The organism is Kribbella qitaiheensis, assembly GCF_042657745.1.
GTDB lineage: Bacteria > Actinomycetota > Actinomycetes > Propionibacteriales > Kribbellaceae > Kribbella > Kribbella qitaiheensis.
In genome coordinates this window covers 64484-84740 of record NZ_JBHSKE010000075.1, presented here as the reverse complement: position 1 = coordinate 84740, position 20257 = coordinate 64484, and the positions used below count along the sequence as shown (strand labels likewise).

20 protein-coding genes are annotated in these 20257 nt (G+C 69.0%); 12 read left to right on the top strand and 8 right to left on the bottom strand.

Annotation, left to right across the window (positions count from 1 at the left end):
* The first annotated feature begins 69 nt into the window (after positions 1 to 69).
* The 7 genes from ACFPJ1_RS39270 (at position 70) to ACFPJ1_RS39240 (ending at position 7657) form a co-directional block, all read left to right on the top strand.
* On the top strand, positions 70 to 1671 hold the full coding sequence (locus ACFPJ1_RS39270; RefSeq protein WP_380111438.1) for a LuxR C-terminal-related transcriptional regulator: 1602 nt from the start codon (positions 70 to 72) through the stop codon (positions 1669 to 1671).
* Positions 1672 to 1784: 113 nt separating this feature from the next.
* Entirely contained in the window at positions 1785 to 2912 is a 1128-nt protein-coding gene (locus tag ACFPJ1_RS39265; protein WP_380111437.1) for a flavin-containing monooxygenase, read from the top strand.
* Between the two features lie 142 nt (positions 2913 to 3054).
* Positions 3055 to 4185 (top strand): GntR family transcriptional regulator, encoded by a 1131-nt coding sequence (locus ACFPJ1_RS39260; protein ID WP_380111436.1) that lies wholly within the window; start codon positions 3055 to 3057, stop codon positions 4183 to 4185.
* An 86-nt stretch (positions 4186 to 4271) separates the two neighbouring features.
* Positions 4272 to 4559 carry a hypothetical protein gene (locus ACFPJ1_RS39255; protein ID WP_380111435.1) on the top strand — a complete coding sequence of 96 codons (288 nt, stop codon included), beginning with the start codon at positions 4272 to 4274 and terminating at the stop codon, positions 4557 to 4559.
* The gene (locus ACFPJ1_RS39250; RefSeq protein ID WP_380111434.1) at positions 4556 to 5398 is read left to right on the top strand and encodes a sensor histidine kinase; all 843 of its coding nucleotides are present in this window, start codon (positions 4556 to 4558) and stop codon (positions 5396 to 5398) included. Before ACFPJ1_RS39255 ends, ACFPJ1_RS39250 begins: the two co-directional genes overlap by 4 nt.
* Entirely contained in the window at positions 5395 to 6060 is a 666-nt protein-coding gene (locus tag ACFPJ1_RS39245) for a response regulator (RefSeq protein WP_380111433.1), read from the top strand. The genes ACFPJ1_RS39250 and ACFPJ1_RS39245 overlap by 4 nt, the downstream gene beginning before the upstream one ends.
* 226 nt (positions 6061 to 6286) lie before the next feature.
* Positions 6287 to 7657: a MinD/ParA family ATP-binding protein gene (locus ACFPJ1_RS39240; protein ID WP_380111432.1), complete on the top strand. Its 1371-nt coding sequence runs from the start codon at positions 6287 to 6289 to the stop codon at positions 7655 to 7657.
* Positions 7658 to 7741: 84 nt separating this feature from the next.
* Here the strand turns inward: ACFPJ1_RS39240 and ACFPJ1_RS39235 are convergent, their stop codons facing one another.
* From ACFPJ1_RS39235 to ACFPJ1_RS39225, 3 genes are read right to left on the bottom strand one after another with little or no spacing between them, the layout of a single operon-like run.
* Positions 7742 to 8545 (bottom strand): ABC transporter permease, encoded by an 804-nt coding sequence (locus tag ACFPJ1_RS39235; RefSeq protein ID WP_380111431.1) that lies wholly within the window; start codon positions 8543 to 8545, stop codon positions 7742 to 7744.
* Positions 8542 to 9195 (bottom strand): DedA family protein, encoded by a 654-nt coding sequence (locus ACFPJ1_RS39230; protein ID WP_380111429.1) that lies wholly within the window; start codon positions 9193 to 9195, stop codon positions 8542 to 8544. Before ACFPJ1_RS39230 ends, ACFPJ1_RS39235 begins: the two co-directional genes overlap by 4 nt.
* Positions 9192 to 10127 (bottom strand): ABC transporter ATP-binding protein, encoded by a 936-nt coding sequence (locus tag ACFPJ1_RS39225; RefSeq protein ID WP_380111427.1) that lies wholly within the window; start codon positions 10125 to 10127, stop codon positions 9192 to 9194. The genes ACFPJ1_RS39230 and ACFPJ1_RS39225 overlap by 4 nt, the downstream gene beginning before the upstream one ends.
* Before the next feature lie 218 nt (positions 10128 to 10345).
* Between ACFPJ1_RS39225 and thrS the strand changes: the two genes are divergently transcribed.
* Together thrS and ACFPJ1_RS39215 are read left to right on the top strand one after the other, a co-directional pair.
* On the top strand, positions 10346 to 12370 hold the full coding sequence (gene thrS, locus ACFPJ1_RS39220) for a threonine--tRNA ligase (protein WP_380111426.1): 2025 nt from the start codon (positions 10346 to 10348) through the stop codon (positions 12368 to 12370).
* Positions 12367 to 12975, top strand: coding sequence for an HIT family protein (locus ACFPJ1_RS39215; protein ID WP_380111425.1), 609 nt, complete (start codon positions 12367 to 12369; stop codon positions 12973 to 12975). The genes thrS and ACFPJ1_RS39215 overlap by 4 nt, the downstream gene beginning before the upstream one ends.
* Before the next feature lie 119 nt (positions 12976 to 13094).
* On the opposite strand, the gene ACFPJ1_RS39210 is transcribed toward ACFPJ1_RS39215, so the two are convergent.
* Positions 13095 to 13697, bottom strand: a complete 603-nt coding sequence (locus tag ACFPJ1_RS39210) for a hypothetical protein (protein WP_380111424.1) — start codon at positions 13695 to 13697, stop codon at positions 13095 to 13097.
* 144 nt (positions 13698 to 13841) lie between these two features.
* Positions 13842 to 15002 carry a hypothetical protein gene (locus ACFPJ1_RS39205; protein WP_380111423.1) on the bottom strand — a complete coding sequence of 387 codons (1161 nt, stop codon included), beginning with the start codon at positions 15000 to 15002 and terminating at the stop codon, positions 13842 to 13844.
* Between the two features lie 131 nt (positions 15003 to 15133).
* Between ACFPJ1_RS39205 and pgsA the strand changes: the two genes are divergently transcribed.
* The 3 genes from pgsA to ACFPJ1_RS39190 are packed head-to-tail and all read left to right on the top strand — an operon-like array spanning position 15134 to position 17850.
* Positions 15134 to 15886: a phosphatidylinositol phosphate synthase gene (gene pgsA, locus ACFPJ1_RS39200; protein WP_380111422.1), complete on the top strand. Its 753-nt coding sequence runs from the start codon at positions 15134 to 15136 to the stop codon at positions 15884 to 15886.
* Positions 15887 to 15889: 3 nt separating this feature from the next.
* Positions 15890 to 16756 (top strand): phosphatidylinositol mannoside acyltransferase, encoded by an 867-nt coding sequence (locus ACFPJ1_RS39195; protein WP_380111420.1) that lies wholly within the window; start codon positions 15890 to 15892, stop codon positions 16754 to 16756.
* Complete coding sequence (locus ACFPJ1_RS39190) at positions 16756 to 17850, top strand: glycosyltransferase family 4 protein (RefSeq protein ID WP_380111419.1); 1095 nt, start codon at positions 16756 to 16758, stop codon at positions 17848 to 17850. The genes ACFPJ1_RS39195 and ACFPJ1_RS39190 overlap by 1 nt, the downstream gene beginning before the upstream one ends.
* A 3-nt stretch (positions 17851 to 17853) precedes the next feature.
* Here ACFPJ1_RS39190 and ACFPJ1_RS39185 read toward each other — a convergent pair whose 3' ends face one another.
* The 3 genes from ACFPJ1_RS39185 to ACFPJ1_RS39175 are packed head-to-tail and all read right to left on the bottom strand — an operon-like array spanning position 17854 to position 20185.
* Positions 17854 to 18087 carry an anti-sigma factor family protein gene (locus ACFPJ1_RS39185; RefSeq protein ID WP_380111418.1) on the bottom strand — a complete coding sequence of 78 codons (234 nt, stop codon included), beginning with the start codon at positions 18085 to 18087 and terminating at the stop codon, positions 17854 to 17856.
* Entirely contained in the window at positions 18084 to 18809 is a 726-nt protein-coding gene (locus ACFPJ1_RS39180) for an RNA polymerase sigma factor (RefSeq protein ID WP_380111416.1), read from the bottom strand. The genes ACFPJ1_RS39185 and ACFPJ1_RS39180 overlap by 4 nt, the downstream gene beginning before the upstream one ends.
* A complete protein-coding gene (locus tag ACFPJ1_RS39175; RefSeq protein ID WP_380111415.1) occupies positions 18806 to 20185 on the bottom strand; it encodes an MFS transporter in 1380 nt (459 codons plus the stop codon). The genes ACFPJ1_RS39180 and ACFPJ1_RS39175 overlap by 4 nt, the downstream gene beginning before the upstream one ends.
* Between the last annotated feature and the right edge of the window lie 72 nt (positions 20186 to 20257).

Below are 20257 nucleotides of genomic sequence, written 5' to 3'. Positions count from 1 at the left end.
AGGGCACTAGCCAATACCTCGCGAAGAGCGTTTCACTGGGGCCGGTTGGTGCGGATACTGAGAGGGGTCATGGATCAGGTCGCAGCGGGTCGCGAGTCGTTCGTTCGGCAGGAGTGGACGGACTGCTTCCTCGCGCTGTCGGCCGCCGACCGCAGTAGTCCGCTCAAGGCCGAGGACCTGGAGCGACTGGGCTCTGCGGCGCACCTGCTCGGGCGGGAGGCGGAGAGCCTCGATGCTTGGACCCGGGCGTACGGCGCATCGCTGGAGGCAGGTGATTCCGCGCGGGCCGCCAGGTGTGCGCTATGGCTCGGGTTCCAGCTGTTCAACGCTGGAGAGCATGCTCGCGGCGGCGGGTGGCTGGCACGGGCTCAACGGCTGGTGGACGGCCTGGACTGCGTTGAGGGCGGGTACGTGCTCGCCGCCACAGCGCAGCAGTCGATGGGGCTCGGCGACCCGGCCTCGGGGTACGGCATGTCGCTGGAAGCAGCGCAGGTAGGGCAGCGGTTCGAGGATCCCACCTTGGTCGCCCTGGCGACGCTCGGTCAGGCCCAGGCCAGCTGGATGCTCGGCGAGCCCAGCAGGACGATCGCGCTGCTGGACGAGGTGATGGTCGCGGTCACTGCTGACGAAGTGGCTCCGGTCATCGCGGGGCTCGCGTACTGCGCGGTGATCTGGGCCTGTCAGGAGGCCTTCGACATCCAGCGGGCGCAGGAGTGGACGGCTGCGCTGAGCCAGTGGTGCGAGCTGCGACCCGACGTGGTCCCGTACCGCGGGCAGTGCCTAGTGCATCGCGCCGAGTTGCTGCAGTTCCACGGTGCCTGGGCCGACGCGATCGAGCAGGCGCAGCGTGCCTCGGAGCGGCTGTCGGATCCGCCCGGTCAGGACGCCGTCGGTATGGCGCACTACGTGCTCGCCGAGTTGCACCGCCTCCGGGGCGAGTGGACCGAGGCCGAGGATCTCTACCGCCTGGCGAACAAGTGTGGTCGGCAACCACATCCCGGACTGGCTCTGCTCCGGCTCGCCCAAGGGCGCCAGGATGCGGCGGCGACGGGGATCAGGCGAGCGATCGACGAGGCAGCGGACCAGTTGGAGCGAGCGCGGTTGCTTCCCGCGGCCGTGGAGATTCTGCTGGCCGGTGGTGACACCGCAGCCGGACGCGTATTCGCCGACGAGTTCGCGGGGATCGCCGCTGTGGTGGACAAGCCGTTCCTGCACGCCGTCTCCGCGCAGTGCGCCGGCGCGGTTCTCCTTGCTGAAGGCAACGGTCGGGAAGCGCTCACCCACCTGCGGACCGCCCTGACGGGCTGGCAACAACTCGACGCTCCGTATGAGGCGGCTCGGGTGCGGATCCTCCTCGCGCTGGCCTGCCGCGAGCTCGGTGATGAGGAGGGCTCGGAGCTCGAGCTGGACGCAGCCCGGGAGATCTTCCAGCAGCTGGGGGCGGATCTGTCGGGCCTGCCGGCCGTTGATCCCGGTCAATACGGGCTGAGCGCGCGGGAGATCGAAGTACTGGGGCTGCTCGCGACCGGTGCCACCAACCGCGCGATCGCCGCCAAGCTCGTCATCAGCGAGAAGACCGTCGCCCGGCACGTCAGCAACATCTTCGCCAAGCTCGACCTGACGTCGCGGGCCGCGGCGACGGCCTACGCGTACGAGCACGACCTGGTCTGACCGCGGTGGGCAGGATTACCCATGGCCCGTCGGAGCGAATTGGGTAGTTCGGTCGACGCGGTGGGCGGCGGCGAACTCCTACGGTCGGTGTCATCCGTAAAAGGGGAGACACCATGAGCAACCAATCGGGCGAGCGAGAGCACGTCGACACCATCGTGATCGGGGCAGGGCAGACCGGACTCGCGCTCGGCTACCACCTGGCTCGACACGGCCAGAACTTCGTCATCCTGGACGAGAACAGCCGGGTCGGGGACGGGTGGCGCCGCCGCTACGACTCGTTGCGCCTGTACACGCCGGCCAAGTACGACGCGTTGCCCGGCGGGCGATTCCCTGCGAAGCCGTTCGAGTTCCCCACCGGCACCCAGGTGGCGGACTACCTGGAGGGGTACGTCGCGGAGCACCGGCTGCCGGTGCGACCGCGCGTCTACGTTGACGGCGTTCGTAGGGAGGCCGGGCAGTTCGTGGTGTCAGCGGGGGAGCAGGAGTTCGAGGCAGGCCAGATTGTCGTGGCTACCGGTGGCCAGCACCTTCCGTACACGCCGGACTTCGCCGCGGAGCTGGATCCGGGCATCCGGCAGCTCCACTCGTCGGAGTACCGGAATCCGTCGCAGCTACTGCCCTGCGGCGTTCTCCTGGTCGGTGCGAGTCACTCCGGAGCGGACCTCGCCCACGAGATCGTCCGTGCCGGCCATCGCACCACGCTGTGCGGGCCGTCCCGGGGGGAGATCCCGTTCAAGCTCGAAGCAAAGCCGGCCCGCCAGATCATGAAGGTGCTCTGGTTCGCCGCCAACCACGTGCTGACCGAGCGGACCCCGATCGGCCGGAAGATGCAGCCCGAAGTACGCAACGAGGGTGGTCCGTTGCTGCGGGTGAAGGCCGCAGATCTGGCCGCAGCCGGCGTGGAGCGCATCGAGGGCAAGATGGTCGGCGTCCGGGACGGGCTGCCGCTGATGGCGGACGGCCAGGTCCTGGACGTGGAGAACGTGATCTGGTGCACCGGCTTCCGCCGGGACTTCAGCTGGATCGAGGGACCGGTTCTCGGCGAGGATGGCTGGCCGGCCCAACGACGCGGCGTCTCCACGACGATCCCGGGCCTGTACTTCATGGGCCTGCTCTTCCAGTACGCGTTCGCGTCGATGCTGACCGGAGGCGCCGGCCGCGATGCGAAGTACGTCGCCGACCAGATCGCCGCCAGGGCAGCCGCAGCGAAGACAACGGCCAGGACGACAGCCGCGGTGTAGTCAGGTCGTGAGGTCCTGGGCGCGTTCTCGGATCGTAGGGACGTCGGTTGGTATAGGTCAACATGCCGGAACGCTCCTCTTGCCCTCAGGGGAGCGGGCTGAGACGGTATATCAACCTGCCCCGCCAGGAAGGCGATCGCCCGTGGCCTTGCTCTACGAACGGATCAGCACGCACGTGCTCGAGGAGATCCGCCGCGGCGCACTCGGGCCCGGCGACCGAGTGTCGTCCGAGATGGAGCTTGCCGCGCAGTTCGAGGTCAGCCGGATCACGTCCAAGCGTGCCCTCGAAGTACTGCGGGAGGCCGGGCTGATCGAGCGGATCCGCGGCAAGGGCTCGTTCGTGGTCCAGCACCTGCCCGATCTGGACGGGGTGACCGCGCCGCTGAAGGGATCGCTCCGCCCGGCCCGGCGGAGCCAGTTGCCGGGGTCGATCGCGCTCGTGATCCCGGATGTGTCGGAGGCGTACGGGCTGGAGTTGCTCTGTGCGATCGAGGAGCGCTGCGCCGAGCAGGGCGCGAACCTGATCGTACGGCGGACGCGTGGCCGGCAGAGCGACGAGGAACAGGCGGTGACCTCGCTGGTGGGATCCGGTGAGGTGGACGGGCTGATCGTCTTCCCGGTGCACGGCGACTTCTACAACGCGAGCCTGCTCCGGCAGGTGCTCGACGGGTATCCGCTGGTCCTGGTCGACCGGCACCTGTCGGGGATCCCGGTATCGGCCGTGCACACGGACAACGTCGCGGCCTCCCGGGCACTGACCGAGCGGCTGCTCGATCTGGGGCACCGGCACATCGCGTTCGTCTCGCCACCGCCGCTGAACACGTCGAGCATCGAGGACCGGCTGGAGGGATTCCGGGCGGCGTTCGCCGAGCGCGAGCCGGGGAACTACCAGGCGCACCAGCTGACGGAGCTCCGCAGTACGCTGCCCGGCTCGTTCAGCCCGGAGAGCGTTCTCAGCGATCTCGAGAAGATCCGGGCGTTCCGGGATCGCGTTCCGGAGGTGACCGCGTTCGTCGCGTGCGAGTACAACCTGGCCCGGATGCTGGACCGGGCGCTCGGGCAGCCGCGGGACCAGGTGATCAGCTGCTTCGACTCACCGGGCGACCCGATCGCGGGGCCGCCGTACCTGCATGTCCGGCAGAACCAGCGGGAGATGGGCCGCCAGGCGGTCGACCTGCTGCTCGCCCAGCTCCGCGGCGAGTCGGTGCCGAAGCTCTCGATCGTGCCGTTCGAGCTGGTCGACCCGACCCCGATCGATGCCCACCGCAACTGATCACCTCAGCTCATCACCTCGGCGGGCGGGCGATTCCTGACTTTCGGCAGTACGCGCGGGGGTAGGCGTCTGTGTAGCGTCGTGCTGTGAACTGGCAGCGTGCGGGTGACCTCGGACTGTGGAGTTCGTTCGCCCTGCTCGTGATCATCGAGAGCGGTGCCCGCAACGATCCGTACTGGATGCAGGCGATCTTCCTGGCCGTCCTCGCGGCGTCCGTCCTGCTGCGCCGCTCGTGGCCGATCATCGGGCTGAGCCTGGTGATCACGACCCAGGTGGCGATCCTCGCGGTCAACCTCGGCACCACCAACGGGGTCCAGATCGCGATGATCCCCGCGATCTCCGTGCTGAGCTATCTGTCCACGGGGCGCCGGTGATTCCGAGCCACGAGACGGTGGGGGAGTTGATCGACCGGGCCGCCGCGTCCGGGCTGGCGGTGCGGCTCGTCCAGGAAGGCAGCGGCGAACACTCGCCGATGGTGGACCGCGCGGTCCACCGCGTCGTCCAGGAATCCCTGACGAACGCCAGCAAGCACGCGCCCGGCGCCGAGGTCACCGTGACGGTCTCCTACCTCGACGATCACGTGCTGGTGCGGATCGTCGACACGGGCGCCACCCGGCCGCTGCCCACGGCGATCCCGTCCACCGGAAGAGGACTTGCCGGGCTGACCGAGCGGGTCCGCCTGGTCGGTGGCACCCTGACCGCGAAGCCACGGGCCACCGATCCCCGCGGAGATGGCGGCGGATTCGAGGTGTGCGCGCGGATCCCGCGGACCGGCGGCCGTCCGGAGCCCGAAGTACCGGTCGAGTCGGCCACCGCGGACGAACGAGCCACCGTACGCCGGAACGCGCAGCGCGGGTTGATCACCGTGATCGCGGCGCCGGTGGTGCTCGGCGCGGTGGTCGGAGTGGTTGCCCTCGGCTACTACCTGCTGGTCGGCTACAACTCGATCCTGCGGCCGTCGGCGTACGACCAGCTCAGGCTCGGGCAGTCGGTCGCGGAGGTCGAGGAGGTGTTGCCGGCGATGCAGATGGTGGACGCACCCAGTGACAAACTGCCCGAGGCCGACGACTGGTCCTGCCGCTTCTACCGGCCGGACGCGCCGTTCTCGACGAACTATGCCTACCGGCTGTGCTTCGCGGACGGCGTCCTGGTGGCGAAGGACATCGTCCAGACGGGTTCGGTCGAGCCGACGGAAGAGGGAACTCCGCGATGATCAGGGTGCTGCTGGCCGACGACGAGGCGATGGTCCGGGCCGGGGTCCGCGCGATCCTCGGATCGGACGACGCGATCGAGGTCGTTGCCGAGGCAGCCGATGGGCAGGAGGCCGTCGAGGCAGCCCAGCGGCACCGGCCCGACGTCGCGGTACTGGATATCCGGATGCCGCGGATGGACGGGCTGGCGGCCGGCGCCGAGATCCGGCGGACCGTGCCGGAGACGGCGGTGGTGATGTTGACGACCTTCTCCGAGGACGCGTACATCGCGAAGGCGCTCGGCGACGGGGCGAGCGGCTTCCTGCTGAAGTCGGGTGATCCGCGGGAGTTGATCGCGGGGCTGAAGGCTGTCGCCGACGGTGCGGCCTATCTGTCGCCGAAGATCGCCCAGCGGGTGATCGCGGAGCTCGGCGCGGGCTCCGGAGGTGGACGGATGTCGCGGGCCGCGGCGGCCAAGGAGCAGGTCGACGCGCTCACTCCCCGGGAGTTGGAAGTGCTCTCACTGGTCGGGGCCGGGTTGTCGAACGCGGAGATCGCGCGGCGGCTGTTCCTGGTCGAGGGAACGGTCAAGGCGTACGTAAGTGCGATCCTGACCCGGCTCCAGGTGAAGAACCGGGTGCAGGCCGCGATCGTCGCCTACGAAGCCGGTCTGGTCACGGACTGATGCGCCGGGGAGCACCCGCTGGCCGATTGCTGTCAGTCCAGGGCCGGGCGGTCGTCCGGCAGGCAGGATCCCGGTGACCGGACGACGCTCCGGCGGGTGACATCGCGTGGACACCGGGTCATGGGATAGTGGTGCCTTCCCGGGTGGAGTGTGCCTGGGATGTATCCAGCAAACCCCAGGGGAGCGGCAGCCCCGCCCCCTCTCACAGAATCGGGGGATCTAGGTCGTGACCGACTCGCACAACTCCGGACAGCACAAGGACCGGGAAGCGGCGGCCGCCGAGGTCCGGAGGATGTGGCAGCCGACCCCGTCCTGGACCCAGCCGGATCCCAATAGTCAGCCTCCCGCGCCCAATCACGCCGCGCCACCGCCGCCACCCAGCAGCCGCGCGACGCCTGACCCCGAGCTCGAGGAAGAGCAGGACGTCGCCGAGGAAGAGCAGCCCGACGCGCTGTCGGAGGACTTCCCCGGTGACTCGTGGTCACAGCCGGCTCCTGTCCAGCAGCCGGCCGCCGACCCGTGGGCCCAGCCGGCTCCCGAGCGTGAGCGGACCGAGTTGCACGGCTCCGAGTCGCACGGCTCTGGACCGCAGCTGTCGCCGGCCGCCCAGCACTTCTTCCCGCAGGGCATCCCGAGCCAGCACGCGCCGCAGCCCGACCGGCAGGTGTCCTACCGGGCCGACGAGCTGCTGCAGGCCCTGCCGTTGCCCCGGGAGGCTCCGGCCGAGAAGGGTGTCCGCAGTGTCCTGCGGCTGCGCCCGGGCACGGCCGAGCGGCTCGAGCGGATCGCCCGGGCGACCGCGGCGACCGCGTTCCGGCGTCCGGTGACGATCACCATCGCCAACCCCAAGGGTGGCTCGGGCAAGACGCCGACCACGTTGTTGCTCGCCGGTGCGCTCGGTCAGGCCCGCGGCGGCGGGGTAGTGGCCTGGGACAACAACGAGCTGCGCGGCAACATGCACCTGCGCACGCACGACACGAACAGCCGGTCGACGGTGACCGATCTGCTGCAGGCCATGCAGATGCTCACCCAGCCCGATGCCCGTCTCGGTGACGTCGGTGCGTACCTGCGACACCAGGTGTCGGGTCAGTACGACGTGCTGACGTCGGCGACCACGACGTACGCACAGATCGAGGCCAAGGACTTCGACCAGATCCACCGGCTGCTGAGCCGCTTCTACAAGGTGCTGGTGATCGACACCGGCAACAACGAGGGCTCCAGCAACTGGCGTGAGGCGATGAAGGCCTCGGACGTCCTCGTCATCCCGATCAAGTGGAAGAGCCTGTCCTGCGCTGCCGCTGTGCAGATGCTGGAGGAGCTCGACCACCAGGGTCCGGACGCGCAGCGGTTGATCAGGCGTGCGGTGATCGCCGTGAGCAACGGTCCCGGCGATGTGAACAAGGAGGTCGAGAAGCAGCTCCGCCCGTACTTCGAGTCGCGGGCCGCCGCCGTCGTCGACATCCCGACCGATCCCCATATCGCCGCCGAGGGCCCGCTCGACCACTCGGCCCTCCAGCCCGCGACCCGTCGCGCGGCGCTCGAACTGGCCGCCAAGGTCGCCGAGCAGGTGACCATCGCCCTGAACGTCCCGCGCTGAGCCAAACCAACAGTCCCCGGCCTCGGAGCTATCGAGGCAGGGGACTTGTTCGTGCTGAGGCTCCTGTTCTCGGCAACCTCCAGCTCAGGCGTCGCGGCGTTGGAGGAGCTTCAGGCCGAAGGCCAGTCCGCCGACGGTCCAGGCGATGAGCACGATGAAGCTGATCGTGGGGGACAGCGGGTCGGTCGACCCGGACAGGAAGCTCTGACCGGCTCCACCGGGGAGCAGCGCCGCCAGCCAGACCAGCGCGCGCAGACTGCTCTGCCCGAGCATCATCGGCAGGACCAGCAACATCAGGAACGCCGCCGTCAACGTCCCCGCCGTACTCCGGATGACGAACGCGATCCCTAGCGTGAACAATCCGCCGAGCGTGAGGTAGGCGGCGATCGAGACCAGGTCGACCACCAGGGTGGCGAGGTCCCAGTCGGCCCATTCACCCATCGCGAGTCCGCCGCTAACCGCCGCGATCGCCCCGAGCAGTAGCCCGTAGGCGAACAACGGCGGCCCCAGCACGACGGCTTTGCCGAGCACCACGTTCCGGCGTACCGGGGTCCATTGCAGCGTCGAGCGGATGCTGCCGGTCGAGTACTCCGACGTCACCTGGAGGAGCGCGAACGCCGCGACCACCACCTGCACGATGATCATCGCGCTCACGCCGACACTGCCGACGGCAACCTGCTCGGCAACGTGTCCCGGCCGGAGGTGAGTGTTGTCGTAGGCGGTGCTGAAGCCGAACTGCACTCCGAGCAACGCCGTCAGCAGAACCGCCGCGACGATGTTCAGCCAGCTGGACCGAACCGACCACACCTTGGTCCACTCCGACGCGATCGCCCCGGCGAGTCCGCCGTGGCTCGACCTCTGCCCGAGCGTGATGGTTGCCGTGGTCATCTTTCTCCTGCCTTCATCAGTTCGGCCTCCGCCTCGAGCTGAGGTTCAGGGGTACGGCGTTTGCGGCGCTGGTGCCGGACGACCTCGACGATCAACGTCACGGTGAGGGCAAGGCCGATGCCGAGCACGACGCCCTTGAGCGGGTTGTCCTCGAACGCCTTGCCGCCGATGTAGCCGACGAGGGAGCAGTAGAGGCCCCAGGAGACTGCTGCGAGACCGGCGAAGAGGGAGAAGTTGCGTGCTGGGTAGCGAACCGCGCCCATCGTGAGCGTCACCGCGGTACGGCCGCCGGGGATGTAGCGGGCGACCACCAAGACCAGGCCGCCCCGTTCGGCGAGGGCGTTGCGGGCCCAGACGGTCATGGCGTGCCGCTTGGTGCTCGGCTCGAACCGGTCGAGCAGGCGGCCGCCCGCGCCACGGCCGAGTGCGTAGGACACGTGGTCCCCGACGAAGGCGCCGGCCGCGGCGATCGCGATCACGCCGTACAGGTTGGGCTCGCCGGTGGCGGCGAACACACCAGCCGTAACGACGAGGGTCTCGCTCGGGATCGCCGGGAAGAAGCCGTCTAGGGCAGCGAACCCGAACAGGGCGAGGTAGATCCACCACGACGACATCAGTTCGTGGGTGAGGTGCAGGATCGCCTCGCTCATGACGCTGCCGCCACGCCGTACTGGACGCTGTCCGCGGTGAGCTCCATGTAGGCCTCTTCGAGCGACGCCCGCTCGGTGTAGAGCTCATGCAGCCGTACTCCGAGCTCGTGCGCGAGGTCGCCGACCCGCTCGGCCGACAGTCCGGTCACGATCAGCTGGTCAGCCGCCTCACCGGACGGGGCCAGCGCTGACACGGACTCGGCCTCTTCCGCTAGCCGCTCGCGCAGTACTGCGAGGTCGGCGCGCACGGGGACTCGTACGCGGACAGTGGTGCGGGACGAGCCTGCGATTACCTCCGCGATCGGGGCGTCGGCGATCAACTTGCCGCGACCGATCACCACGAGCTGGTCGGCGGTCAGCTGCATCTCACTCATCAGGTGGCTCGACACGAACACCGTGCGTCCCTCCGCCGCCAGGGAGCGCATCAACTGGCGGACCCAGCGGACGCCGTCGGGGTCGAGGCCGTTCACAGGTTCGTCGAACATCAGCACCTCGGGGTCACCGAGGAGAGCGCCCGCGATGCCGAGCCGCTGGCCCATGCCGAGGGAGAACTGCCCGGCCTTCTTCTGGCGGACGGTGTCCAGGCCGACGATCGCGAGCACCTCGTCGACCCGGCTGACGGGGATCCCGTTGCTGCGAGCCATCGCGATCAGGTGGTTGCGCGCCGTCCTGCGCGGGTGAAGCGCCTTCGCGTCGAGCAGCGCTCCCACCTTTGCGAGCGGGACGGGCCACGCGGAGTACGGGCGTCCGTCGACCAGAGCGGAACCCTCGGTCGGGGTGTCGAGGCCGAGGATCATCCGCATGGTGGTGGATTTGCCGGCCCCGTTCGGGCCGAGGAAGCCCGTCACCCGGCCGGGGGAGACGGTCAGGTCGAGCGCGTCGACGGCACGGGTGTCGCCGTAGCGCTTGCTGAGTCGTTCGAGGGTGATCACACGGAGCCTTCCTGGTTCGCAGTGTCACTACGAACCTAGGAATCCGTGCGGTTCGGCACATCGGACTTCCGGCGTCGCCGACCCCCGACTTTCGTCAGGTTCTTCGGGCGCGCTTGCCGGGGGCCTGTGGACGGGCTGCGCGGGTGCGGAGCGCGAGTCGATACCATCTGCGGTGTGATGGCCCGCGCACGGCGGGTCGGCGTACTCGAGGAGTGAACGTGTCGGAAGTCAAGGTCCATCTGATCGGCGTCGAGGGCGAGGCTGAGCGGAGTGTGACCGAGACGACGACCGTCGGGGAGCTGTTCGCCGAGATCTTCGGTCAGGACCGCTCCGCGATCGCCGCCAGGGTCAACGGAGAGCTGCGCGACCTGGCCCGGGTGGTGTCCGACGGCGACGAGATCGAGCCGGTGAAGGCATCGTCCCTGGACGGGCTGGCGATCATCCGGCACTCGACCGCGCACGTCCTCGCCCAGGCGGTCCAGGATCTGTTCCCCGACGCCAAGCTGGGCATCGGCCCGCCAGTCGAGAACGGGTTCTACTACGACTTCGACGTGGCGACTCCGTTCACCCCGGAGGACCTGACGAAGATCGAGAAGAAGATGCAGCAGATCATCAAGGAGCGGCAGCGGTTCAGCCGCCGGGTGGTCTCGGACGACGACGCGCGTGCGGAGCTGGCTTCCGAGCCGTACAAGCTCGAGCTGATCGGGATCAAGGGATCGGCCTCGGCGGACGCGGCCGAGGGTGCCTCGGTCGAGGTCGGCGCCGGTGAGCTGACGATCTACGACAACATCCGGCGCGACGACACGGTCGCCTGGAAGGATCTGTGCCGCGGGCCGCACGTGCCCGCCACCGGGTATCTGGGCAACTTCAAGCTGATGCGGGTCGCCGCGGCGTACTGGCGGGGGAGCGAGAAGAACCCGCAGCTGCAGCGGATCTACGGGACGGCCTGGGACACCCGGGACGCCCTGAAGGCGTACCTGACCCGGCTGGAGGAGGCTGCCAAGCGCGACCACCGCAAGCTCGGCACCGAGCTCGACCTGTTCAGCTTCCCCGACGAGATCGGCTCCGGCCTCGCGGTCTTCCACCCCAAGGGTGGCGTGCTCCGCAAGGTGATGGAGGACTACTCGCGCCAGCGCCACGTCGAGGACGGGTACGAGTTCGTCTACACCCCGCACATCACCAAGGCGCACCTGTTCGAGACCTCGGGCCACCTGGACTGGTACGCCGACGGCATGTACCCGCCCATGCACCTGGACGAGGAGCGCGGGCCGGACGGGGAGCTCCGCAAGCAGGGCCAGGACTACTACCTGAAGCCGATGAACTGCCCGATGCACAACCTGATCTTCGACGCGCGCGGCCGGTCGTACCGGGAGCTGCCGCTGCGGCTGTTCGAGTTCGGCACCGTGTACCGGCTGGAGAAGTCCGGCGTCGTCCACGGCATGACCAGGGCCCGCGGCTTCACCCAGGACGACGCGCACATCTACTGCACCCGCGAGCAGATGCGCGACGAGCTGCGCGACCTGCTCACCTTCGTGCTCGGCCTGCTCGCCGACTATGGGCTGGACGACTTCTACCTCGAGCTCTCCACCAAGAACCCGGAGAAGTTCGTCGGGTCGGACGAGGTCTGGGAGGAGGCCACCGAGACGCTCCGGGAGGTCGCCGAGGGTTCGGGGCTGGAGCTCGTGCCGGATCCGGGCGGCGCGGCCTTCTACGGACCGAAGATCTCGGTGCAGACCCGCGACGCGATCGGCCGGACCTGGCAGATGTCGACGATCCAGCTGGACTTCAACCTGCCGGAGCGGTTCGAGCTGGAGTACACCGCGCCCGACGGCTCCCGGCAGCGTCCGGTGATGATCCATCGCGCGCTGTTCGGCTCGATCGAGCGGTTCGTCGCCGTCCTCACCGAGCACTACGCCGGCGCCTTCCCGCCCTGGCTCGCGCCGGTCCAGGTGATCGGCATCCCGATCACCGACGGTCACGTCGACTACCTCTACGAGGTCGCCACCCAGCTCAAGGAGCGGGGGATCCGGATCGAGATCGACTCGTCCGACGACCGGATGCAGAAGAAGATCCGCAACGCCCAGAAGGCCAAGGTGCCGTACATGCTGATCGCCGGCGACGACGACATGGCCGCCGGCTCGGTCTCCTTCCGCTACCGCGACGGCACCCAGAAGAACGGCATCCCGATTGCCGAAGCCGTCGCAGAGATCGTCGACACAGTCCAGAAGCGCGCCCAGGTATGACCGACCTCCCCGGCGACGACCCGCCCGGCTCCGCGCCGGCGGGTGGTTCGCCGTACGAGCCGGAGGAGCTGGTGCGGCAGGACGGGATGGGCGTGCCCGACCCGTTCCTGCGGCTCTGGACCCCACACCGGATGGCGTACGTCGCCGGGGACAACAAGCCGACCAGCACTTCATCGGGTGACGACTGCCCGTTCTGCCGGATTCCGAGCCTGCCCGACGCCGACGGCCTGATCGTCCACCGCGGCCCGTCGGCGTACGCGGTACTGAACCTGTACCCGTACAACCCCGGCCACCTGATGGTCGTGCCGTACCGCCACGTCGCCGACTACACGGACCTGACCCCCGAGGAAGTCTCGGACGTAGCCACCCTGACCCGGCAGGCCATGCAGGCAGTTCGCATCGCCTCAGCGGCCCACGGCTTCAACATCGGCATGAACCAGGGCGAGATAGCCGGCGCAGGCATAGCCGCCCACCTCCACCAGCACGTAGTCCCTCGCTGGGGCGGCGACACCAACTTCATGCCGGTAGTAGCCCAAACCAAAGTCCTCCCCCAACTCCTGACAGACACCCGAGCCCTCCTAGCCAAATCCTGGCCAACCCCCTAACCAAGCTGCCAGCCGCACGGGGGAAGAAGGTACGAACGGACGCGACCGCAAGGGGCAGGATCAGTCGTCAAGGCAGCGACCGCGAGGGGCAGCACCCCGGACCGGCGTACCAGGAGGAGCTAGGCGCGAGGGCTGACGCGGGGCTTCTGGGCGGTGCGTTGCCAGATGTCGTGCCAGTGGGTGCCGGCTTCGCTGCTGAGGCCGGTTGGCAGGGGAGCGGCCGGGCCGCGGGGGTCGACGCCGCAGGCTGTGCAGTAGGTGTCGACCGGCCGGGGTGTTCCGCAGATGGCGCAGGTCGGTTGGGGCTGCGGGTTGGAGAGATTGGCGTCGATCAGGCGATGGAGCACGGTGACCAACCGCTCTTCGGGATGACGCTGCGGATCGGGGCAGTAGGCAAGCGTCTGCTCGGTCAGCCAACGGTCGGCAAGGGTTGGTTGCCGTTGGCCCACAGCCTTCTCCCGCCGCCGACGAGCCTCGAACGTCGCTTGAAGAAGCCGCCAGTGCTGCCGGGCTTCCTCGAGTTCATCGAGCGCACGGATCAGCGACTCAGGATCCTCGGATAGTTGCTGCGGCACCCCAGCCCGGACGGTCAGGTGATGCCAGGTGGCGCGAAACCCGTACAACGGGAAGTGAAGTGAGCATTCCCGCAGCGCCCAGAAGCGAGTGACAGGGTCCTCAGCACTGTCACGTACTCGTCTCGCGGCCGCTGGAAAGCTGCTCACGAACGCAATGTAGCGTGCAACCGCCCGTTTCCACCTCCTCTGAACACCCACTGATTTGATCAAACCCGCATTTGGCCCGCCTCAGGTCCGGCGGCGGGGCTCCTTGATGGGGCAGCGGGTTGCTTGATGGTGAAGATCAGCGGGCTATTTGATGAACAGCGGGAGCATCGGCTCGACGATGTCCAGGAGGGTTTCGATCGGGACCACGCGGGCCGGGTTGGTCAGACCTGTCACGCGGACTACTCGGCGGCCCTTGCGGAAGACGAGTTCGCCCTGGTCGGGAAGGTAGTAGCCGGGGCTGCCGATCGGCGCCGGTTTGGCCGAGGGGAACTGCTTCGCCTCCGGGATGGTGTCCGTGTGGAAGGACTCGACGATCGAGACGGTCGCGTCGAAGGTTCCCCAGATGCAGGTCAGCGCCCCGTTCACCCGGTAGTCCCGCCGCAACTGCACGAGCGCCCCGACGAACCGTTCGGCCGCCGAGGTGGACAGCTGGCACGCCGCATCAGACTGCCGCGAGTTGCGCTCAGCCCTCGGTACGACGTCGCGCACGGCCCGGCTGATCGCGACAGCCTTGATCCGGTCGATGCCATCGGGATAGCCGAGGTTGATGCCGCCTGCCGAGCTGACCCGTACGACCCGGTCGTCCACGGTGAACACGACACGCGAAGTACTGATCCTTGCTTCGGGGCCGAGTTCGGGGAGCAGGTCGATCTGGCCGGTACCGGCGATCAACCGGTCCAGGGAGTCGGGCTGCTTGGGCAGCGCGGTGACTCCGACGACGACCGGGCGATCGTCGAGGATCAAGGTGCACAGGTCGAGCGCGGGCAGGCCGCCGTCGTTCCAGGAGTTCTGCTTGGCCGTGACGGTGAACCCGAGTTCCTTGCTCAGCCGGCCAGTCACTAGCGAACACACCTGCGGCCCGGGTGCTCCCGCAGTACCGTCCAGGCCCTCCGCCTGAGGAGGCGCTATCGCGGTGGGCATCACGGCGGGCGGCGCAGGCGTCGGCCGAGCCTCATTCGCCTTCCGGGCCACCGAACACCCCGCCACCAGCGCAATCACCACCACCCCGCCCAACAAACCCCGGAACACCGCGCGTGCCCGCTTGAGGAGGGGCGGACGTCCAGCACCCACCAACTGCTGCCGAGTGGGGTCCACCAGGCGTGGCGAGCGACGGCGCCCGCTCGAATCCGCGGCTTGGTGAGTGGTGGCGGTCCGGACGATCAGCCAACGGACGTCGCTGGAGGTAGTCCGGAGGTGGGCTAGCGCGGCGAGGTGGGGGTGGAGGGTGGTCCGGGGGGTGGTCATTGGACCTCCCTTCAGCGGTGGGGGGACCGGGGTCGGTGAGGCCATGGTGCGGCACCGGCGGGGGCACGCGGAACCCTTCCGGGTGGCGCTGTCACCCGATGGTGATCCGGCTGGACTACGATCGCGTCGCCATGCTTAACAGATTCCGGCAGTTCTGGACCAAGGTGATCTCGCCGATCGCCAACCTCCTGCTCAGGCTCGGTGTGAGCGCCGACGCCGTCACGCTGGTCGGCACCATCGGCGTCTGCGCCGGTGCGCTGATCTTCTTCCCGCGCGGCCACATCTGGCTCGGCGTGGTCGTGATCACGTGCTTCGTCTTCTCCGACCTGATCGACGGCTACATGGCCCGTACCTCGGGTACGTCGTCGAAGTGGGGTTCCTACCTGGACTCCACCCTGGACCGGCTCGGCGACGGCGCGATCTTCGGCGGCCTCGTCCTGTACTACGCGGGCAGCGCGGGCGACACCCCGTGGATGGCGGCCGTGACGTTGTGGGCGCTGGTGATGGGCGCGACCACGTCGTACGCGCGGGCGAAGGCGGAGAGCCTCGGCCTGCATGCGAGCGGTGGTATCGCGGAACGCTCGGACCGGCTGGTATCGGTGCTGGTCATCGGGTTCTTCTCCGACGTGCTGAACCTCCCGATCCTGCTGAAGATCGTGCTCTGCGCGCTCGCCGTCGCCAGCACCATCACAGTCGTCCAGCGCACCCTCTCCGTCCGCAAGCAGGTCCTCGCCGACCCCGCCAACGCCCGCCTCACCCCGCCGACCACCCCTGGCACGGCAACCCCTGGTACGGCGACCCCACCAGCCCAGGAAACTCCGGGAACGGGCACGACCGGGCCGGACTCCTCGGGCGGGGCTGACGTGCCGCCCGCGACGTCCTGAGTCGTGGAGGGTCTGCGGCAGCGGGCGGTTGATCTGGCGTTCGCGGCCGCCTGGGCGCTGGTACGCCGGTTGCCCGAGCGAGTGGTCACGTGGATCTTCCAGCACGCGGCCGACTTCGTCGTACGGCGGAACGGGCGCGGGGTGCAACGCCTGCGCTCCAACCTGGCGGTAGTCCGCCCGACAGCAGATACCGCCGAGCTCGACGCGCTGACGCGAGCGGGGATGCGGTCGTACCTGCGCTACTGGCAGGAGGCGTTCCGGCTGCCCGAGTGGGACGACGAGCGCATCGTCGGCCGGGTGCGGACGGTCAACGAGGAGGTACTCCGCGACGCCCACCGCGCCGGCAAGGGCGTGATCTGCGCCCTCCCACACCTGGCGAACTACGACCACGCGGGCGCCTGGGCGGGCCGGACCGGGATGCCGGTGTCGACCGTGGCGGAGCGGCTGCGCCCCGAATCCCTGTTCGACCGATTCGTCGCCTACCGTGCGAAACTCGGCATGGAGGTGCTTCCACTCACCGGAAGCGACGAGCACGTGTTCGGAGTACTGGCGGAGCGGCTCCGGGCGGGCGGATTCGTCTGCCTGGTCGCGGACCGGGACCTGTCGGAGCGAGGTGTACCGGTGAAGTTCTTCGACCGCCACACCCGGATGCCCGCCGGCCCGGCGGCTCTCAGCGTCCGCACCGGAGCACCGCTGATCCCCGCGACGCTGCACTACGACGGCCCTGATCTCGTGATCACGTTCCACCAGCCGATCGACCGGGCCGGGGGACCGGCGCAGATGACCCAGCGCTGCGCCGACGCCTTCGCCGAGGGCATCGCGGAACACCCGCAGGACTGGCACATGCTGCAGCGAATCTTCCTGGACTGATGAAGATCGGCGTGGTCTGCCCGTACTCGCTGGGCACCCCCGGCGGGGTCCAGAACCACGTCCGCGACCTGGCCGAGGCGCTGCTGGCCCGCGGCCATCAGGTCTCGGTCCTCGCCCCGGTCGATGACTACGAGGCCCCGCCGTACGTCGTGTCGGCCGGTCACGCCGTCGGGGTTCCCTACAACGGCTCGGTGGCCCGCGTGACGTTCGGGCCTCGCACGGCGGCTCGGGTGCGGTCCTGGCTGGCGGACGGCGACTTCGACGTGGTCCACGTGCACGAGCCGATGACCCCGAGTGCCTCGATCATCGCACTGTGGGCGGGTGATGGTCCTTTCGTGGCGACCTTCCACACCTGGCAGGTCCGCTCGCGGGCGATGAGCGCCGCGGCCGGTCTTCTACGCCCTGCGCTCGAGAAGCTCGACGCGCGCATCGCGGTCTCGGAGAACGCGCGCTCGATGATGGTCCAGCACATCGGCGGCGAGGCCGTGGTGATCCCGAACGGCCTCTACACGAACCGCTTCGCCGGCCGGATCCGTCCGGAGTGGCAGGGCAGCGACGGCACGATCAGCTTCCTCGGCCGGATGGACGAGCCGCGCAAGGGTCTCGGCGTACTACTCTCCGCCGTGCCGCAGTTGCTCGCTGAAAGACCCGGCCTGAAGGTGCTCGTCGCCGGCACAGGTCAAGCGGACGACGCGCGCCGATCGTTGCCCTCGTCGTGCCGGGACAACGTGCTGTTCCTGGGTGCGATCGACGATGCGGCGCGGGCGGACATGCTCGCCGGTTCGGACGTGTACGTCGCGCCGCATCTGGGCGGCGAGAGCTTCGGCATCGTGCTGCTGGAGGCGATGGCCGCGGGAGCCCCGGTGCTCGCCAGCGATCTGGCTGCCTTCCGCCAGGTGCTCGACGGTGGACGCCTGGGCGAGCTCTTCGAACCCGGCAACGCGACGGCTCTCGCCGACCAGGCCCTGCGACTTCTCGGCTCGGTCGACGAGCGCGACAAACTCTGTGCGGCAGGGCTCACCGCAGTACTGCGGTATGACTGGGAAGCGCTGATCGACGAAATCCTGGCCGTCTACGATCTGGTCGCTCGCTGAGACTCAGGTCTGCGATCGGAAGGCGTCGAGGAGGGCGGAGCGGGTGGTGGGGGAGATCGAGTCCGCTGGGAGCCCGTCGAGGGCCTGCACGGTCTGGCGGAACTGGTCGAGATAGAGGTCGCAGCCGTCGCACAGCGCGAGGTGGTCGATGAAGCGTTGCTCGGCGTCGGGGCCGAGGTCGCCTTCGAGGAACGACGTCACTTGCTCGACGAACTGCTGGCAGTCGAGATCGTTCACGGGGTCGCCTCCTGGGTGTAGTACTCCTCCAGTTTGCCTCGGACGAACGCGCGGGCGCGGTGCAGCAGTACCCGCTGGTTCGCCGCCGAGATTTCGAGCAGCTCGCAGACCTCCTCGGCCGCGTAGCCCTCGACGTCGCGCAGCGTGATCACCACGCGCTGCCGATCAGGCAGAGCAGCAAGCGCTTCGGCAAGCAGCGCCCGTACTTCGTTGCCGAGCAGGCCTTGCTCCGGGTTCGGCCAGGCCGGCGGGAACTCCCACCAGTGACCGGGATACGGGTCACCCGCCGGGCGGAAGCGGGCCGGATCCACCGTCGGTCCGGTGTCGTCCACGCTGCTCAGCGGTACGACGCGATGCTCGCGGGTGCCCCGGCGCTTGGCGGTGTTGGTGAGGATCCGGTAGACCCAGGTCTTCAGCGAGGATCGTCCCTCGAATCGCCCGATGCCCTCGATCACCGCGAGCCAGGTCTCCTGGACCACCTCGGCGGCAGAGTCCTCGGTCGACACGAACGACCTCGCCAGCCGCAGCATGCCGCCGGACCAGCCGTCCAGGAGCAGCGCGAACGCGGTCTCGTCACCCTGCCGCAGCCGGGCGGTGAGCACCTCGTCCGGCGGGAGCCCCTCCATCGGCTCAGAGTAGTCACGGAGCGGGCCGTGCGCCGTACAGGCTCGGAAGCCTTCGCTGCCGGTACGCCGGGTCGGCACGAGCAGGCCGATCGTCATTTCCGGACCGGGCGGACGACGACCCACAGCAGCGCGGCCCCGGCGAGCGCGGTCGCGGCGGTGAACATCCAGCCGGAGACATAGACGCCGGACTGCTTGCTCACGGCACCGAAACCCAGTGCGAACGGCAGGAACAACATCCACGACACCGCGCTGATCCCGGAGGCGACGCCGGTCCGGATCGTCGACGGCACCGCGTCGTGCATCAGCTTGCTGACGTGGATCCCGGCGACCAGCACGAGCAGGGTGAGCAAGATCATCGCGGTCGTCACCACCAGCAGGTTGTGGCTGGTGGTCAGGGTGAAGCAGGCGCCGAGCATCACGACCACGACGGCCACCACGGTGATCGGCCGGTCCAGCCGGAGCCTGCCTGCGAGGAGTCCGCCGAGGCCGAGCGTCGAGACCAGGCCGGCCCAGAACGGTCCGTAGATCACCGCGGACGCAGAGAGCGCGATCAGCCAGAGCGGCCCGAACTCGAAGACCGCCTGCACGATCATCGCGGACATGATCGAGGCGGCCGCGATCGGGATCAGCCGGCCGCGGTGCACGATCGCGCCGTACGTCGTCCTGAGGTGTTCCCACAGCGGAGAGCGCTCACTCGTTTCGTGCAGGCGCGGCTCGCGGAAGCGGCTGAGCACGATCAGCGAGATCACAATGAAAGGCACGGTCAGGAAGTAGGTCAGGCGCGTCGAGGTCGCGCCGGCGATCCAGCCGCCGGCCAACGCGCTCAGGACCAGGGCGACCGCCTCGATCGAGCGAACCCGGCCGATCTGGCGCTCGTACGCGTCACTGCCGCCGGTCTCTTCGAGCACGGTGTCGTAGACGATCGCCTCGACGGTGCCGGAGTACATCGCGAAGTAGACGCCGAGGATCAGCGCCGCCGCGATGTAGGTGATGACGTTGTGGCTGAAGCCGCCGATCAGGACGCTGACGAGCATCGCGAGGCAGGCGGTCATCAGGACGCCGCGCCTCGACCAGCGATCCGCCAGCACGCCGGAGACGACCTCGACCAGGGGTACCAGCGCGGCGTACGCGGCGGCCATGATGCCGATGGTGGCGGCGTCGAAGCCGATCTCGGTCATGAACAGCTTCTCGATCGGCACCCAGAAGCCGACCCCCTGCAGGAAGATCCCCACCTGCAACGGCAACAACCGCCGCCCCAACGCCCGCCGTACTCCGACCGTCAGCGGCGCCGCCTGTCCGGTTCCGCGAGGGGCGGTCCCGGGAGCGCTGGACTCAGGGGCGTCGGACTTGGGAGCGTCGGACTCGGGCGCGTCGGTGCCCGGGGCGAGATCCGACGCGCAGACGGACTTGGTGGCCGGGACAGCCGCGGTGGCGGTCTTGTCGCAGGCGGGTGCGGCTGTGGCGTTCGGCATGACAACCCCAGGTGCTCTCGGCGAAATCCTTCCGCCCCTGCAGTGTCACGAGCCGGCCTGGCGTTACACCGC

What these genes read in the sequence shown, in the direction of transcription:
- ACFPJ1_RS39270 (WP_380111438.1), top strand. Translation starts at nt 70, where the DNA reads ATGGATCAGGTCGCAGCGGGTCGCGAGTCGTTCGTTCGGCAGGAGTGG.
- ACFPJ1_RS39265 (WP_380111437.1), top strand. Translation starts at nt 1,785, where the DNA reads ATGAGCAACCAATCGGGCGAGCGAGAGCACGTCGACACCATCGTGATC.
- ACFPJ1_RS39245 (WP_380111433.1), top strand. Translation starts at nt 5,395, where the DNA reads ATGATCAGGGTGCTGCTGGCCGACGACGAGGCGATGGTCCGGGCCGGG.
- ACFPJ1_RS39235 (WP_380111431.1), bottom strand. Translation starts at nt 8,545, where the DNA reads ATGACCACGGCAACCATCACGCTCGGGCAGAGGTCGAGCCACGGCGGA.
- ACFPJ1_RS39230 (WP_380111429.1), bottom strand. Translation starts at nt 9,195, where the DNA reads ATGAGCGAGGCGATCCTGCACCTCACCCACGAACTGATGTCGTCGTGG.
- ACFPJ1_RS39215 (WP_380111425.1), top strand. Translation starts at nt 12,367, where the DNA reads ATGACCGACCTCCCCGGCGACGACCCGCCCGGCTCCGCGCCGGCGGGT.
- ACFPJ1_RS39205 (WP_380111423.1), bottom strand. Translation starts at nt 15,002, where the DNA reads ATGACCACCCCCCGGACCACCCTCCACCCCCACCTCGCCGCGCTAGCC.
- pgsA (WP_380111422.1), top strand. Translation starts at nt 15,134, where the DNA reads ATGCTTAACAGATTCCGGCAGTTCTGGACCAAGGTGATCTCGCCGATC.
- ACFPJ1_RS39190 (WP_380111419.1), top strand. Translation starts at nt 16,756, where the DNA reads ATGAAGATCGGCGTGGTCTGCCCGTACTCGCTGGGCACCCCCGGCGGG.
- ACFPJ1_RS39180 (WP_380111416.1), bottom strand. Translation starts at nt 18,809, where the DNA reads ATGACGATCGGCCTGCTCGTGCCGACCCGGCGTACCGGCAGCGAAGGC.
- ACFPJ1_RS39175 (WP_380111415.1), bottom strand. Translation starts at nt 20,185, where the DNA reads ATGCCGAACGCCACAGCCGCACCCGCCTGCGACAAGACCGCCACCGCG.